16 protein-coding genes are annotated in these 16310 nt (G+C 57.2%); 12 read left to right on the top strand and 4 right to left on the bottom strand.

The genetic code is table 11. The features are described from left to right. The 7 genes from VFE46_16800 to VFE46_16770 form a co-directional block, all read left to right on the top strand. Positions 1-1058: heme-copper oxidase subunit III (locus tag VFE46_16800; GenBank protein ID HZZ29659.1), on the top strand; the 1058-nt coding region annotated here is incomplete at its 5' end. A gap of 47 nt (positions 1059-1105) precedes the next feature. Next, entirely contained in the window at positions 1106-1618 is a 513-nt protein-coding gene (locus VFE46_16795; protein HZZ29658.1) for a cytochrome C oxidase subunit IV family protein, read from the top strand. Then, positions 1615-2580: an ABC transporter ATP-binding protein gene (locus VFE46_16790; GenBank protein HZZ29657.1), complete on the top strand. Its 966-nt coding sequence runs from the start codon at positions 1615-1617 to the stop codon at positions 2578-2580. The genes VFE46_16795 and VFE46_16790 overlap by 4 nt, the downstream gene beginning before the upstream one ends. A 27-nt stretch (positions 2581-2607) precedes the next feature. After that, on the top strand, positions 2608-3537 hold the full coding sequence (locus VFE46_16785; protein ID HZZ29656.1) for an ABC transporter permease: 930 nt from the start codon (positions 2608-2610) through the stop codon (positions 3535-3537). Further along, positions 3534-4226: an SCO family protein gene (locus tag VFE46_16780; protein HZZ29655.1), complete on the top strand. Its 693-nt coding sequence runs from the start codon at positions 3534-3536 to the stop codon at positions 4224-4226. Before VFE46_16785 ends, VFE46_16780 begins: the two co-directional genes overlap by 4 nt. Positions 4227-4280: 54 nt before the next feature. Beyond that, positions 4281-4757 (top strand): DUF420 domain-containing protein, encoded by a 477-nt coding sequence (locus tag VFE46_16775; GenBank protein ID HZZ29654.1) that lies wholly within the window; start codon positions 4281-4283, stop codon positions 4755-4757. A gap of 7 nt (positions 4758-4764) precedes the next feature. Further along, complete coding sequence (locus VFE46_16770) at positions 4765-5145, top strand: hypothetical protein (GenBank protein ID HZZ29653.1); 381 nt, start codon at positions 4765-4767, stop codon at positions 5143-5145. 27 nt (positions 5146-5172) lie between these two features. Here VFE46_16770 and VFE46_16765 read toward each other — a convergent pair whose 3' ends face one another. Then, entirely contained in the window at positions 5173-5640 is a 468-nt protein-coding gene (locus VFE46_16765) for a DUF983 domain-containing protein (protein HZZ29652.1), read from the bottom strand. 112 nt (positions 5641-5752) lie between these two features. Between VFE46_16765 and VFE46_16760 the strand changes: the two genes are divergently transcribed. The 3 genes from VFE46_16760 to VFE46_16750 all read left to right on the top strand — a co-directional run bounded on the left by VFE46_16760 (position 5753) and on the right by VFE46_16750 (position 7675). Beyond that, positions 5753-5923, top strand: coding sequence for a hypothetical protein (locus VFE46_16760; protein HZZ29651.1), 171 nt, complete (start codon positions 5753-5755; stop codon positions 5921-5923). A 34-nt stretch (positions 5924-5957) separates the two neighbouring features. After that, the gene (locus VFE46_16755) at positions 5958-6929 is read left to right on the top strand and encodes a type I phosphomannose isomerase catalytic subunit (protein HZZ29650.1); all 972 of its coding nucleotides are present in this window, start codon (positions 5958-5960) and stop codon (positions 6927-6929) included. A 200-nt stretch (positions 6930-7129) separates the two neighbouring features. After that, entirely contained in the window at positions 7130-7675 is a 546-nt protein-coding gene (locus VFE46_16750) for a hypothetical protein (protein ID HZZ29649.1), read from the top strand. 33 nt (positions 7676-7708) lie between these two features. On the opposite strand, the gene VFE46_16745 is transcribed toward VFE46_16750, so the two are convergent. Next, positions 7709-10933 carry a dockerin type I domain-containing protein gene (locus tag VFE46_16745; GenBank protein ID HZZ29648.1) on the bottom strand — a complete coding sequence of 1075 codons (3225 nt, stop codon included), beginning with the start codon at positions 10931-10933 and terminating at the stop codon, positions 7709-7711. Positions 10934-11586: 653 nt separating this feature from the next. Here VFE46_16745 and VFE46_16740 point away from each other — a divergent pair. Further along, positions 11587-12789, top strand: a complete 1203-nt coding sequence (locus VFE46_16740) for a pseudouridine synthase (protein ID HZZ29647.1) — start codon at positions 11587-11589, stop codon at positions 12787-12789. Continuing rightward, entirely contained in the window at positions 12786-13670 is an 885-nt protein-coding gene (locus VFE46_16735; GenBank protein HZZ29646.1) for a dihydroorotate dehydrogenase electron transfer subunit, read from the top strand. The genes VFE46_16740 and VFE46_16735 overlap by 4 nt, the downstream gene beginning before the upstream one ends. Positions 13671-13724: 54 nt before the next feature. Here the strand turns inward: VFE46_16735 and VFE46_16730 are convergent, their stop codons facing one another. Next, the gene (locus VFE46_16730) at positions 13725-15824 is read right to left on the bottom strand and encodes an AMP-binding protein (GenBank protein HZZ29645.1); all 2100 of its coding nucleotides are present in this window, start codon (positions 15822-15824) and stop codon (positions 13725-13727) included. 57 nt (positions 15825-15881) lie between these two features. Next, a complete protein-coding gene (rpsT, locus tag VFE46_16725) occupies positions 15882-16157 on the bottom strand; it encodes a 30S ribosomal protein S20 (protein HZZ29644.1) in 276 nt (91 codons plus the stop codon). Positions 16158-16310: the final 153 nt, after the last annotated feature.

Here is a 16310-nt window from a genome sequence, read left to right as displayed (position 1 = left end):
TTTCACTTTATCGAACTGAAAAAATAAATCGTATGGCCACTGCTGCTCACGCCGGCGAACATCACGCCCCACACATCAAGCTGCAATACCAGCCGGGTTTGCCCCTGCCGCTGGGCAAAACCATTGTGTGGCTGTTTTTGTCGACAGAAATTATGTTTTTTGCCGGGCTAATCGGCACGTTTGTGGTGCTGCGGTTTGGAGCTCCGGCGTGGCCGCAAACCCACGAGGTGCACTTGAGCGAGCCGATCGGCGCGTTCAACACCTTCGTGCTGATTTGCTCCAGCGTGACGGTGGTGCTGGCCATGGAAGCTGCCAGGGCCAACAATGTGCGTGCGGCTAAAATGTTTACGCTGATTACGTTCGTGCTGGGATGCGTGTTCCTGGGGGTTAAAGCTTACGAGTACAAGGCAAAATTTGCGCACGGGTTGTATCCCTGGAAGCCCCACAGCCAAATCTACGAAAGGGCGAACTTGGAATACGGCTCGGCGGTGCGCGAGCGGCTGAAAAACTTGAAGGATCAATACAGCGAGGAAACCAACGCTCTGGTCGCAGGCCTGAGCGACAAGCAAAAAAAGCAACTGGACGAACTAGAAAAGAAACCCTGGTCGGACGAAGTGCGGGCCAATTACGAGGCCATTTCGCCGCGGTTGGCGGAATTGAAATTCCGGATGCAAACTTGCAACGATTTATCGACGGATTTGAAGTTGGAAGACCCGACCGTTGATCTGGTGCAGGTGACCAACAAAATTTATCCACCCCCGGACGAAAATGCCTCCGGTCTGCCCTGGGAAAAGGAAGAGCACCCGGGGCTGAACGAGCAATATTCGTGGATTAAGCTGCCGTTTGTCGTTCCCGGCGGCAACCTGTGGGCCAGCACGTATTTTTTGCTGACCGGCTTTCACGCCCTGCACGTGATTGTTGGATTGATTGTATTTGTGATTTTGATGACGATGGAGTTAAACGCCTCGCGAGCGGGATTTCTGGAAAATACCGGCTTGTATTGGCACTTTGTCGACCTGGTGTGGATTTTCCTGTTCCCGCTGTTGTATTTGTTTTGAACTGAGTCAGCAGTTAGCGATTAGCAATTCGCTTTTGGAGTTCGCCGATGTCGGAACATTCATCGCAATCGCACGGACCGGTAGTGGAAACGCACGGCACAGGACCCGCACACGATGTGCAAGGCGCTGGCGCCCACGGGCATGACGACCACGGCGCACACAGCGGCCATGCTGGTCATTCCGGCGGCAACGCCAAATACATTTACGTGTTTATTGCACTGTGTTTTCTGACCACGCTTTCGTTTTGCACCACTTCGAACTGGTGGCGTTCGCATTTCTCCCGTGCCGAGAGCGACATGATGATGATGGCGGTGTCCTGCACCAAAGCGCTGTTGGTGATTTTGTGCTTCATGCATATTTGGTGGGAAGCCAATTGGAAATTTGTGTTGACGATTCCGGCGATGCTGATGTCGATTTTTTTGATTTTGATGCTGGTGCCCGACGTCGGCCTGCGATTGCACCATGCCTCTGAAGAAAAGAAATTTTACTCGGCTGAGCCGCGGCCCGATCAGCCTGCTCCGCGCCCGGCGGAGCATTCGGCGACCGAACCTGAGTCATGAGTAACTTGCCCGCCATTGCTGTCGACGGTGTTAGCCATTTCTACGGCCAGCGGCAGGCCTTGAAAGAAGTGTCGTTTGAAATTGCCCCGGGGGAAGTGTTTGTGTTCCTGGGCCCCAACGGCGGCGGAAAATCGACCTTGTTTCGCCTGCTCTCCACGTTGCTGCCGCTCCAACAGGGGGAAGCCAGCGTTTTAGGCTTCAACCTGCGACGGCAAATCGGCGAAATTCGGGCCCACATTGGCGTGGTGTTTCAATCGCCTAGCGTGGATCGGAAGCTGACCGTCGGCGAAAATTTATTGCATCAAGGGCATTTGTACGGCTTAAGCGGGGCCGATTTGCAGCGTCGCAGCCAAACGCTGCTGGAGCGATTCAAATTGACCGACCGTGTGCGCGATCAGGTCGAAACGCTGTCCGGCGGTTTGCGGCGGCGCGTGGAATTGGCCAAAGGGCTGTTGCATCATCCGCGGCTGTTGTTGCTCGATGAACCGAGCACGGGCTTGGATCCAGCGGCGCGCGGCGACGTGTGGAGTTATTTGCAGCAACTGCGCGAGCAAGATGGCGTTACGGTGGTGCTGACCACGCATTTGCTGGAGGAAGCCGACAAGGCCGATCGGATTGCTATTTTGGATCGCGGTCAATTGGTGGCCCTCGATACGCCTGATGCTTTGCGGTCCACCGTAGGCGGCGATGCCATTACCATTCAAACCGCCACGCCGGAAGTGGTGGCGGCGGGAATCCGCGATCGCTTTGGCCGCACCGCCGGCGTCATCGAAGGAAACGTGCGGCTGGAGCTGCCCGAAGGCCAGGAGTGGATCGCCAAATTGGTCGCAGCGTTTCCGGGGCAAATCAATGCCATTACCTTGGGCAAGCCGACGCTGGAAGACGTGTTCATCGACCGCACGGGACGCCGGCTGGAATCAGTAGACGAAGAAGCGCCGTCTCCGAAAAAGCGTCGGCACTAAAATGAAACGGAACACGGTTGCAGAATCATGAGTGCCATCACCACGCCATTGCCGACATCCGATGCCGATCGGCCAAATGCGCCACCGCTGGCGGTAATTCGACCCCGCCCATGGCTGGCGGCCTGGACGTTGTGTCGCCGCGAATGGGTGCGCTTCATTCGGCAGGGGAATCGGGTGTTTGCGGCGCTGGGGCAGCCAATTATTTTCTGGATTTTGTTCAGCGCATTATTTGGCACCTCGTTTCAAATGAGCGCGGGCGCCGCGGGACAAGCTTCGAGCACTGCTGCGGCATCGGGCCCAGCGGCCCAAGTTCCGGCGGCGGTTTCTTACGCGCAATATTTTTTCCCCGGCACGCTGGTGATGATTATTTTGTTCACGGCCATTTTCGCCACGATTTCGGTGATAGAAGATCGCCGGGAAGGATTTTTGCAATCGGTTTTGGTGGCGCCGGTGCCGCGGTGGTCGGTGGTGACGGGCAAAGTGCTGGGGGGCGCGCTGATTGCATTGGCGCATGCCGCAGTGTTCATGCTGCTATGCTTCACGCTGCAGGTGCCGCTGACGCTGCTGACCGTGCCGGCGGTGCTGGTGCTGCTGTTTGTCATTGGCATCGCGCTGACTTCGCTAGGGCTGGCGATTGCTTGGCCGATGCAATCGACGCAGGGCTTTCACGCCATTATGATGGTGTTTTTACTGCCGATGTGGCTGCTGTCTGGCGCGCTGGCCCCGCCCGGAAATAATTGGATCGGCTGGGTCATTCGCTTCAATCCACTGACCTATTGCCTGGCGCTGCTGCGGCACATTTTATATTGGGGAGCCGATCCGGCAGTGAAAGACACGGTTTTGGCCGGGTTGCCTTCGGCCTGGTTTTGCACGTTGGTCACGCTGGCGTTTGTCGTCGCCATGTTTGGTTTGGCCTGGCGCGTGGCCTCGGTTCGATCGACGGGAGATGCAACATGAAAAGCAAAGCGCTGGTGTTTTGGTTGATGTTGGCCGTGGTAAGTTCGGCAGCGTACGGCTCATGGCTGGCTTGGCGCACCTTTCATGGCGAGGAACCGCGACATGCCAACACGCCGGCTTGGCAAGCAAACTATCCGCCGGCGCCCCCGGCGGGCCCACCGATTAAAGATTTCAAACTGGTGGAGCGCAGCGGCCGCCAGTTCGATTCCAGCGAATTGAAAGGGCATGTGTGGGTTAGCAGCTTTTTCTTTGCCAGTTGCCCCGGTCCTTGCTGGCAGCAAAACCAGGCGTTGAAGGCGGTTTCGGAAGAATTCAAGAATACCGATTTGCGGTTGGTGAGCATTACCTGCGATCCCAAAAATGATTCCCCCGAGGTGCTTTCCCGATATGCCGACCGCCTTTCGGCCGATCCGTTCCGCTGGGTGTTTTTGACCGGCGACTTGGAGTACATCAAACGCATTGGCCACGATGTTTTTCTGCAGTACGTTCAGGAAGGCTCGCACTTGAATCGCGCGCTGGTGATCGATCGTCAGGGCCAAATTCGCAACAGCTTTGATTTGCTGGATGCATCAAAACTCGAGGAATTGAAAACGCTGGTTCGGCAACTGCTAGACGAAAAGCCGGCTGCCGAGGCCAATCCCGCCAGCGACGCGACAGACTCCGCCAGCAATGCCGCACAGGCACCGTGATTCGTCGGTTTAATCCTGCCCAGAATTCACTCGCCCCAAACGCGAAAGTTAGTTGTGCCCCGCGTGATCGAATATTTGCCCACCGTCAACGCTTCGCTCAACGCCACGGCCACCGTGCTGTTGATTGCCGGGTATTGGCTGATCAAGCAGCGGCGGGAAACAGCTCACAAATGGGTGATGCTGGCCGCATTTGGCGTGTCGATGCTGTTTTTGGCGTGCTATCTCACTTACCATGTTCAGGCAGGCCATGTGAAGTTCCTGGGCCCGGAGCCGGTTCGCACGGTGTACCTTGCGATTCTCATCAGCCACGTCATTTTGGCGGCCGCGGTGCCTGTTTTAGCCGGACGAACCATTTACTTGGGCTTGCGCGATCGGCGGGAAGCGCACCGCCGCTGGTCGCAATGGACGTTTCCCATTTGGCTCTATGTTTCGATTACGGGAGTGGTGATTTATTTGATGCTGTATCATCTCTACCCGTCCAGCAGAATCGACGATACAATCAATACGCCTGTAGTTGTGACCGGAGGGTAACCGAACCATGAAACGCACGGCTTCCAGCGCTTTCATCCGTAGATTTTTCGCGCCGCTGCTGATTGCGCTGGTGGGGCTGCTTTCTACGGCCCATACGGCTTGGGCTTGTCCTACGTGTAGCGAAGCCGCGGCGGCCAACGACCCGGAACACGAGCACATGGTGAAGGGATACTTTTACAGCATCTTGTTTATGATGGGGATGCCGTACACCGTGTTCACTTGTTTTTGCGTGTACATGTACTTTGAAGTGAAGAAAGCTCGGGCCCGCAATGCCGCACAAAATTCAGCGGGCGAAGGGGGGCCGAAAAAGCCGCTCGCGCCGGCCGCAGCGGCTGCAGAATTGCCGCGAGCAGAGCCTGTGGAACGCGGCGAGCTGGTCGAAGTTTAGCGTTCCGCGCGCGCAGCGATTGTGCCTCTATCGTTTTCGCTCGGTTGTGCTGGCCGCTGTAATTTTCGCCGGTGGTTCGGGATCAAAGTACATATCGATGGCAATCCAGGCACTGCGGGCATAGCGAAAAAACCAGAGCGGAAACAGCACGCAAAAAGCCAATAGCAACCGCATAATCCAGTCTTGCGGTAAGGCTTCGGTGAAGTACAGCGCAAAATAGGCCCCAGTCACGATGAGCGCCGTCAGGCCGTAGTTCACAAAAATTGAACCCAGCCAGTAACCGGGGCTGCGCTCGAAACGAAAGCCACAACATTCGCACACTTCGTACATGCGGAACCAGCCGCGAAATAATCGGCCTTGGCCGCAGACGGGGCAGCGCAGCCGAGCGGCTCGCCACAGCAGTGTGCCCAACGATCGCCCGGCGGTTCGATTACCTACTGCGGCCGCAGCGATGTTTTCGTCCGGCGGAAGAGGAGTAGAATTCTGCAAGCTCATGGAATGATTTTGTTTAGCACATTATGATGGCAATCCGTCCGTTTGCCACTGCCGCTCCTGAACGATCTGGCGCGAGCGGTGCCGCGCATGACCTGGGTTTAGTATTGTCATCATGGCAAGTATCGGCCGCTTATTGCAAATTGTGGGCTTGGTGCTGCCCCCCGCCTCGATTGTGCTACAGTTGCAGGGGACCATCAGTCTGGGCCAAATGCTGCTGATGCTGGTGTCGTCGGTGTCCGCATTTTGGATTGGCCGCATTTTGGAAGGTTACGGTTGGCAATAGGGTTCGGCATCTTATCATTTGAGTTCACCCTTCGATGCTGTCGCTTTATCCATTGCGATTTGAACCCTTGTTGCGGCGTTACATTTGGGGCGGCCGCAAATTGGGCATGCTGTTGGGCAAGCCGATTGGCGAAGAAAGCGATTACGCCGAAAGCTGGGAAGTGGTCGATCGGGGGGCCGATCAAAGTTGCGTGGCCTTTGGGCCGCTGGCCGGGACTACGCTGGGTGAATTGATGCGCACCGGCGGCGCGGAGCTGCTGGGACTCCATCATCCGCAGGCGGGCTTTCCCTTGCTGTTCAAGTTTCTCGATTGCGAGCGAACCTTGTCGGTGCAAGTGCATCCGACCGATGCCCAGGCGGCCCAATTGCATCCGCCGGATTTAGGCAAAACCGAGGCGTGGGTGGTGTTGGAGGCTGAGCCGGGAAGCGTCATTTACGCGGGGCTGAAGCGCGGGTTCGATCGCGCGGCACTGGAGCGCGAAGTGCAGCGCGGCACCTGCGAATTGTGCTTGCACCGCTTGGAGCCACGGCCGGGCGATTGCTTATTCCTCCCCGCCGGCGCGGTGCACGCCCTGGGCGCTGGTTTGGTGATTGCGGAAATTCAACAATCCAGCGACGCCACGTTTCGCCTGTTCGATTGGAACCGCCTGGACGCCGATGGCCGTCCGCGCCCGTTGCACATTGAACAAGCGCTAGCGGCCATCGATTACTCGTTAGGCCCGCTACATCTTCAGCAACCGCAGCCGACGGAGCAGGCCCACGTGCAGCGATTGGTAGCGTGCGAAAAGTTCGTGCTCGATCGCTGGCGGCTGACGCAACCGCAATCGATTGGCGGCGACGGACGGTTTCATCTGCTAGCGGTGCTGGAAGGCGATCTTCAAATCGCCGGCGATCCTGCGCCGCAGCCGGCCGAACATGGTCAAACTTGGTTGCTGCCGGCCGCACTAGGAAAGTGCGAACTAATTCCCGTGCGGTCCGCCACGCTACTGGATATTTATCTCCCGTAATCGTGCGGTTTTCGATCATGCTGCTGCCACTCGAAATTAGATTTGTGCTATTACAATAGCGGCAAGCCAGCGGGTTGGCGAAAGCCGTGGCAACATGCCAGCAATGCATTCGCAGGCGAATCGATCTGGCCGGCCGCGCGGCGCTGCGTTAGAATTTCGACCCTTCTCTCCCAAAACCACCCCGATTCCGGGAATGAACTATGTTCCGAGGGCGCCATCTTCATATTGCACTGGAGGTCATGCTGGCCAGCGCGCTGACCGGCTGCGCCGGCACGGGGCTGCCGATGTTGTATGATCCGCGGCCGGAATCGCAGAAGCTGGTCGAAGCCAATAAATATGATCCGTATCCCGATCCGACGGTGGGGGGAGATATAACGGGCGCGCGGCCGCGGGGCTTTATCAATCCTCGCCCCGATCCGGATGCCAGCAAACTGCAAACGCATGGACCGTGGCCAGAGGTTTCGCCGCCAGCGTCAGGTTATCCGCCGGCGCAAGTTGTCTATCCCGCGGGTCCTGTGTACGGGCCGGCTGTGTATCCGCCCGCCACCGCGGCGCCGGGCTATCCGCCGCCGGGAGCAGTTTACTTACCGCCGTCCACGGCCACGCCACCGATGGGAACCCCGTCGGCTATTTCGCCGCCATCGACAAGTGGCGCGCTACCATTGGGGTCGATTGCCCCCATGCCGGGAACTTTCAACGCGCCGGCGCCGGTAGCGTATGGCACGGCGATTAAGACTGCGCCGTAAGATTAAATTACAACTTGCCAGGGCGCTGCTTGTTTATGCAACCGCACGGCGGCGCTTCAGGCCGATGCCAATCGCACTTACCGCGCCCAGCAGTCCCAGAACCAATGTCGAGGGCTCGGGCACAGCAGCGGTATTCCCGTGACCTGCGATCAAATAATTCAACAGTCCTTGCACATCGACGTTGGTCACAACGCCATCGCTCGTCAAGTCGCCCACATCTTGCAAATCGGCCACATCGAATCCGGGATGGCCGGCGGTTGCCAGATCGGCGAAATATTGAGTTGGGTTGGTCAAGGCTTCTTCCAGCGAACTAATATCGTTGGAATTGACGTGCCCATCGTCATTCACGTCCCCTTTGAGCAGCGGCGTGGAAGTCGCGGCCGGAATTACCTCGCCGCTGGGCAGTTGCTGGGCGCCGGTGGTATAACCGGTGAAATGGATTTGAGCTAGTTGGGTGGTAAGGCTCCCGCCTGCGCCAATGATTAACGGGGTAATCGCCGGACCGGCCGTTGCACCGCCGGCATTGGGCACCCAATTGCTGATGCGCAAGTAGGGGCCGTTTGGAGCGCTCAACGTGCTCCAGCCTGTCGCTCCGCCGGTGAACGTGAGGCTGCCACCCGTGCCGCCTATGTCGATGGTCGACAACGGCGTGGCCGCGGTGACGGACTGCGCCACCAGCGAAATGGTGTTCAATGTTTGAGCGTGCCCCTGGAGAGCCAAAGTCCCGCCGTTGAGGCTATTGCCGCTGGTATTGCTACCGAAGGTTAATGCCGTGGCTGTGGGAAGCACGCCGTTGGGGTCGATCCGCAGCTTGCTTTGGCCGGCCAGCGTGATGCTAAAGGCACTCCAAGGCGTGCCGGCATTTCCAGCACTAGTGAATTGCTTCATGGCGCCGTTCAGGTCCACCGTCACGTGGTCTTGAATGGTCAGCGGTAAATCTTCATAAATTTCGCCAAACGAGGTATTGCCGTTGACGGTTAAATCGCCGATGCCCTGAATCGTAACGCCGGCGTTGGTGCCCGGGGTTCCTGTAGCGAAAGTCGTGGAGGGATCCCATCCGTTATTGAACGTGGTGTTATTGTTAACGCTAAATCTCACGTTCGGTATATTCGTCGTCGCGCTACTTGCCTTGAACACGTTTACCGAGCCGTCGAACGTGAAATTAGGACCCGACGCAAAAACGGCCGGGTTACTGGAGCCTTCGCCACCAATCGACAGCGTGACAGCGCTGGGAAACTCAATGGTAGTCGCCGGTCCGACCGATGCCGAGTTGTTCACCAACGATCCGGAGTTGAATTCAATGGTGCGGGTGCCGCTGCCGAGACTGTTGTTGTTGAGAATCTTCAGGACCGGGCCGGCGGCGTCGGAGGTTCCAATCGACACGAACACCAGGCCGCTGGCTGACGGTTTTGAACCGTTGCTTCCGGAGTTATCCAGGCCGTTCAGATCCACCTCATCCGTGCCGGAGAACTGCATATTTTCATGTGCGCTGAGATTCCCGTTAATGATCGCCAACCCGGTGCCCGCATCGGTGAACTGGGCGGCGACGTCGCTGGCCACCGACACGGTTCCATTAATGGTCATAGTTCCGATGGAATCCAAGCTTAAGCCGGAACCCATCGAGAGGTTGCCATTGATGACCAATGCGCCCGTCGGGGACGTGACATTGATGGTTCTCGTTCGCTCGATGTCCAAGTCGGAAATGTTTCCAAGGATGGTTGCCGTTCCCGTGGCGTTTCGCGCATTGACGACGGAAGTATTGCTATTTTCCAGGCGCAGCGTTCCCGTGCCATCGGTAATTTTGAGCGTGCCGGTATCATTGAAGGAAACGCCGCTCAGGAAATTGTTATTTCCGCTGGAGGTGTTCAAGACCACGGTTCCCTTGTTGAACAGCGTGAGTTCGGGAGCGTCGTTTGGGTTGCCGCTGTCGGTCGCCAAGTTGCCGGTGATCGTGAATGTTCCGCCGGCGGGAATATCCAATCCGCCATTCTGGCTGGGATTTCCCGTCACGTTGTTGATAAACGTATCGGATTCAGGCGTGGTAATTTGGAGCGTCCCTCCGGACAGGATCAAATTGCCTCCCCCGGAATTCAGATAATTTGTGCCTAATACGGAGAGCTTGGAAATCGAAAGGGTGCCGCTGAACAACGACAGGTTGCCCGAGAAAACTTCCGTGGCGTGGGACGTGGGGTTTTGCGTCGGATCGAGCAACACCGTCCCGGCGCCGGATAACTGCAGGCCAACGGTTCCATCAATCTGCGAATAGATTTTGGCCGTTTGCCCCGCATTATTGACCGCCACGGAATTTCCCAGCACGTTGCTCGATGTATCGAGCGTTATGGTACCGCCGGAAAGAATATAGCTGTCTTTGTTAAAAATCATTCCCCCTTGCACATTGACACCGGCGCCGGCGACCGTGACCGTGCCAGGCGTACCGTCGAATTGTGCCGGAGATGTGGAAGCAGTGCTATAGGTTACGGTGCTGCCGCCGGTCGCGCTAGTGCTCCAGTTGGCACTGGAGCTTTGGTCCCAAACATCCGTGGAACCATGGGCGCCGCCGACACCAGACGTGTTCCCATCCCAGTACAACGGGTTAAGTCCAGTAACAATGAAGTTATCCACGCGGTCCGTGCCGCCGGTGGCGACCACAGGGGGTGTGTTCCCTCCTTCACTCACCGTGGAACTGTCGACGAGGCGGAAATAAATCGTCGATAGATTGCCCACGGCCGTGCCCAGCCCTGCCCGGAGTGCGAATACCGGTTGATTTGTCCCGGCCGTCCAAGGCTGAGCGCCCGGAGGGCCAATAGGAGGCACTGCGCTGGCGAACACCGAATAGTTTTCGAAAGTAGTAAAAGTAGTAAAAGTGGGGTCGGTGCTGTATTCCAACAGCCAGTTTTTCGGGCCGGTGGTGCTGCTGGCCTGATCCCAGGTCAAGCTAATGCTGGAGAAGCCCGTTGTGTTCACCTGGAACTGATAGTAATCGTTCACTTGCCATTGATTCGAACTGAAGGAATGCGACGAACCATTTCCGGCGGGTCCGGTATAAACTGCCAGAGCGTTTGCATGTGCCGCTGAAGCCGATCCCGCGCCTGTTTCCGGGCTGAACGCGGGAAAACTCGCCTCTGTCGTTGTGGTTCCGACCGGTCCGTTGCTTTCAAAGGTCCAGTCGGCAATGGTGGTTTGGGCATGCACACGTTGCACAGAAATTGCCAATAGAAATGCCGCGCCGCAAAATCCAAGGAGGCTAATTCTTTTCATAATAAGAGTTCTCCACAGCTCTTCGCATCGCACAAATGGTGAAAGATGAATGGTTCTTGTTTTCGCTTTGGATTTGCATCCCGCGCAGAGGGAATCTGCTCATGGTGCTCTTCCACAGATTGGTAATGAGTCTGTTCCGCTGGGTCCACGGGAGACGGCATTACCGTCTAACCACGGACCATCAATTGACTTGCAAAGAAACCAGCGCGCCTCCGAAATACGCACCCCAGGCGGCTGAATTTCTCAGAATGTTTTTTTGGTTCTGGGGTATCTCCTTGGACCGCGATCCCTCACTCCCCAGGCGATAACGCTTTACGTTTATACAGGCTGATTATTGCCACAGAATGTGATGACAGCAAGTAGTTTGTTAGGATTTTGATAGATTTGACGCGTGCGGTTCCGTTCAGCTCACCCAATTAGGGAGGGGCCAAAAATCGACGCCCCCACCAATGGGTTTGCGCCCGGCCTGAAAACAAAATTGCGTCTGGGCTATGATGGAGAAACTTATTTCCGCAGAGCGAACCGGAGGGTTTGCCAAACCAAACGCTTGGCGTCCGCGAGAGGGCCGAACACAGATGCAGTTAAAAAAAAACCACCACCGAAAACTGCGAAGCCGCAAGACACCTTCACGCGCTAAAAACGACGCGGCCGGCGTGCGCCTGCAAAAAATTTTGGCGGCGGCGGGAATTGGCAGTCGGCGGCAATGCGAAGAACTGATTCGTCAGGGGCGCGTTGATGTCGATGGCCAAACGGTTACGGAATTGGGAATTCGAGTTGATCCCATCCAACAAAAAATCCGCGTCGACAGCGAGTTGGTTCATCGCCCCAAACGCAAATTGTACTTTTTGGTCAACAAGCCAGCGGGCGTTCTTTCTACGAATCACGATCCTTCGGGCCGGCCGCGCGTGATCGATTTTGCGCCCAGTCAGCAGCGGCTGTTTACGGTGGGCCGGCTCGATCAATCGAGCTCGGGATTAATTTTGGTTACTAACGACGGCGTCTTGACCGACTTGCTCACGCATCCGCGCTATGGAGTGGAAAAAATCTACGTGGCCTTGGTGGCAGGAGTTCCCACGCCGGAAGCACTGGCAAAATTGCAACGCGGCGTGCATTTGGCCGAAGGATACGCCCATGCCAAGCGCGTCAGCGTGCGCCGCAGCCACCGCCACAGCACGCTGTTGGAAATCGTGCTGGATGAAGGCCGCAATCGCGAAGTCCGCCGGCTGCTGGCGCGGATCGGTCACAAAGTGCTGTCGCTGAAACGGGTGGCAATGGGCCCGCTGCGGCTGGGGAATTTGCAGCCTGGAGAAACCCGGCCCCTGCGTCAGGAGGAAATCGAGCAACTGTATGCAGCCGCACAGGAGGGGCGCAAATCTGGCAAGCGACCACGCAAAAATGGCCGAGGAGATCGTGCGGAATCCAGCGGTTCGGCCGGGTCAGGCCGCCGAAGCGGAAAAGGAACCGGCGTTGATCCAATCATCGATAAATCGCTGCCGGTTGATGCGGATTTAGACCCAGGGGATTCTGCGTTTACGCCCAGCAGCAAGGAGGATTTTAATCACGGCGCTAAATTGAGTGACGAATCCGATGATTGGGAATCGGAAGATGACATGGAATCAGACGAACGGGAAGTGGACGAGGAGATGGATGAGGCAGAAATCGAGGCCAGTAAAGACAGAATGGCTGGCATCGAAATTTCGCCTATCGATGTTAGCCCCTTGGGCGCCAATCGGGACCGTCGGAACAAAGCACGTACCGTGATTGGAGGCGAACGGAGCCCGTCGCCGCGAGTGCACGGGCGGAAAAAGCGTCGTCGTGATCGGCAACGAGGGCGCGGCAAGCGCGACCGTCGATGAGTAACCCGCTGCACGCACCGTTTTTTGCGGATCGCGCTTCATGGATAGAAACGACCGTGATGGAAAACATCCGGCTGGCGCGCGACACGTATCGTGTACGATTTGCTTGTCCGGAAATTGCTCGTCAGATTACGCCGGGTCAATTTGTCATGCTCCGGTGCGCGGGTGTCGACGATCCGCTTTTGGGGCGGCCGCTGGCGCTGTACGACACCGTGCTTTCGTCCGGCGGCGAGCCGCTGGGGCTGGACATCGTGTATCTGGTCACGGGCAAATTTACACGCCGCGTGGCCAATAGCCCAGCAGGTCAATCGTTGGAAGTTTGGGGCCCGCTGGGAAATGGCTTTCCGCCGCAAACTGTCGAGCATTTAATTATGGTGGCCGGCGGAATAGGCCAAACGCCTTTCCTCGCCCTGGCCGCCGAGCATCGGGGTCACAAACGCTACGGTCAGCCCAAGCGAGGCGTTCCGCATCCCAAGAAAATTACATTTTGCTATGGTGCACGGCGCGCCGATTATTTCGCCGGGCTGGATGATTTCCGCCGTCTGGGCATCGACATTCGCTTAAGCACCGACGACGGATCGGCCGGGCATCATGGCTTTGTAACGGATGTGTTGCGGGAATTGCTGGCTGAACCTGACGGATCGACGGCGCCCTCTCGCCAAATCGTCTGCTGCGGTCCGGAACCCATGATGGCCGCCGTGGCGAAAATCGCCCAAGATTACCAAACGCCTTGCCAGGTTTCGCTGGAAACGCCCATGACTTGCGGCATTGGCATTTGCTTTACGTGTGTGGCCAAAGTGAGCCAATCGGACGGCGGATGGGATTACAAACGTACCTGCGTCGAAGGACCGATTTTCGCCGCCGAACAAATTGTGTGGTGAATTTTGCGGCCTCGCCGTCCTGGTTTGAGGCGGCCGTTCGGTCGTCAATGGGCATCATCGGGCGGTTATGGTAATGAAGCCGTCTTCGTCCATCCTGGCCTGCTCGCCGGTTACAAACCAATTGTCGCGCATTGCGGCCTGGGTGGCGGCTTCATCGTGCCAATAGCCTGGCATGACGCACGGCCCGGAGATCACAAGCATACCGACTTGGTCGGCAGGCAACGGTTCCCACGTTTCGGGATGAACAATCCGGCAGGCAACTCCGGGAAGGGCCTGGCCAATGGTTCCGGGCTTGTTGCCGATTTGCGTGAATTTTTCCAGCGTTTTATCTGGCACATTGGCGGTAACAATCGAAGTGAGTTCCGGGCGCTGGTATACCGCCAGCGGCGCAATGCCGAAGCGCTCGGCAAAGGTCTTGGTTTTTTCTGGCGACAAGACGCCGCAGCAAATGAGCAAGCGCAGGCTGCGGAAATCAGACGGCTGGCATTGGTCCGTAGCAGCCAGGAGTTGCTCCGGCGATGCCAGCCAAACCGTGCAATTATTTTCGGTACACAGCTCGCCATACGCCTTGGCAGCAAGTGATTCGCCGGCAAACAGCACCGAAGCGCCTACGGAAAGCGGCGTCCACAAGGCGAACATCAATCCAGCGGGCTGACTCAACGGCAGCGTGCATAACAGCCGATCGCGCGGCGTCAAATCGAACGTCTTTGCCAGCGAGCTGGCGGCGGCGATGAGATTTCGATGACTCCACATAACGCCCTGGGGTTCGACGGCATGATCTGATGGGTGCATGTGGGTGAATAAAATTGCTGCAGTATCATCCAAGCGATGGCCCCCCAATCGCAAAATGAAACGCTCGACAATTAGGCTGGGCAGCAAGCAGACCGCCAGCTGTGCCAACATTCGCCGCGCGGGCGATGCGGATTGCAGAAGCGATTCGAGGTCGATCACCTGGATGTTGGCAAGCTCCGCGTTCGATGCAATCGGCAACGGATGGCTTCGCAAATGACTGGCTGCGGATAAAACGTGCCGCACCGCCGATTGTCGCAGAATCGATTGAATCGCGTCCGACGGCAGCTTTTCGGCAAACGGCACTATCGGGATCCCGCAAAATGCCGCCGCCAAATGGGCCTGGATTGCACGGGCGCCCGGAGGAAGCCACATGCCAATTGCATTTTTTCCAACCTCGGTCCGTAACTCTGGGAAGCATTTTTTTAATTTGCCGGCCAAACACATCGCAGATGCAAGAATCGCTGCATAGGTGAATGGGCCAGTTTGGCTGGCGCCTGTTGCCAGCGGCGAAGGGGCAGGCTCCTTTTCGGCCGGCTGAACAATACACGTTCGAAACGGATGCCGCCCGGCCGTGCGAACAATTTCCCGCGGGATTGATCGGCACGCCTTAGAGCGGGCCAGGGCACAATCGGCCGATAGCTTTTGCACGGCCAGCCGCACTTCCGCCGCGCTGGAGCTGGCCGGCATTGGCTTGCCGAACGCCACATTCACCGGATACGGCACCATTCGCGGCCATTTCCACAGAGTGCGGTCGCCGTAAAAGCTGAAAATACTCCCCCACAACTCATCCAAATATACGGGAATAATCGGCGCGTTGCTGTGCTTGACGATTTGCTCCAGCCCGCGATGAAACGGCAGCAAAAACCCGGTGCGAGTGAAGCGGCCTTCGGCGAAAATGCAAACCACATCGCCGCTGGCCAGCGCATCGCCGGCGTTGCGGAGCGATTTCAAAATGGCCTTGGGCCCGGACCAGGCGTCAATCGGGATGGCGCGCCCCCAGCGCAGCAAATGCCGCAATACCAGCATCCGCGTCCAGCCGGCAAATATTACAAAGCGAATAAATCGCCGCTGGGCCATAAGGAGCAAAACCCAATCGATGTAACTAACATGGTTGCAAACCAAGAGCGCGCCGCCGCTGGCTGGAATGTTTTCGGCTCCGTAAACGCGCATCCGATAGAACGATTTAACAAACAACCACAACAGCAGGCGCGTAATGATGTAAGGTCGCAGCAGCAACAAGACCGCCAAAACAACTAGCACGGCCAGCGCGCTCAGCACAATAACATGCAGGCCCAAGGGCAATGTCCAGCACAGATCGGCCAGGAGCGTTTTCACGCCAGAAGGGAACACAGGTTTGGGCAAGGCAGTGGCTCCGGTTGATCGGACCGAAGCAGAATTCGGCCCGCGAACCACAGCGCGCTATTTGTTCTTTTTCTTCAGCGACTTCAAATGGGCCGACAAGCGCGATTTCAACCGGGCGGCACGATTGGGATGAATAATTCGCTTGGCCGCGGCGCGATCGAGCTTGGCCACGGCAGTGCGGAATTCGGTCTCCGCATCGGCTAATTTTCCCGCTGCCGCGGTTTCATTCACCTTGTGAATTTCGGTTTTCAGTTCGCTTTTCGCCGCGCGGTTGCGGGTACGCTGCTTGAGGTTTTGTCGATGTCGCTTACGGGCGCTGGCAATATTGGGCATTGAGAACTCGGGGTCTGGTATCTGGGCGACTGGGCGGCGGTGAATTCATCTCACCAGGGAGGTTAACACCCGGCACGCACGAATCACCTTTTATCGCGTACCTGGCTGATTTTGTCCAGACGCTGGCAAACATCCTTGTAGTTAAAATCCAGC

Source organism: Pirellulales bacterium (assembly GCA_035656635.1).
GTDB lineage: Bacteria > Planctomycetota > Planctomycetia > Pirellulales > JADZDJ01 > DATJYL01.
The sequence above is the reverse complement of the archived record's forward strand: the minus strand, read 5'-3'. Positions and strand labels throughout refer to the sequence as shown.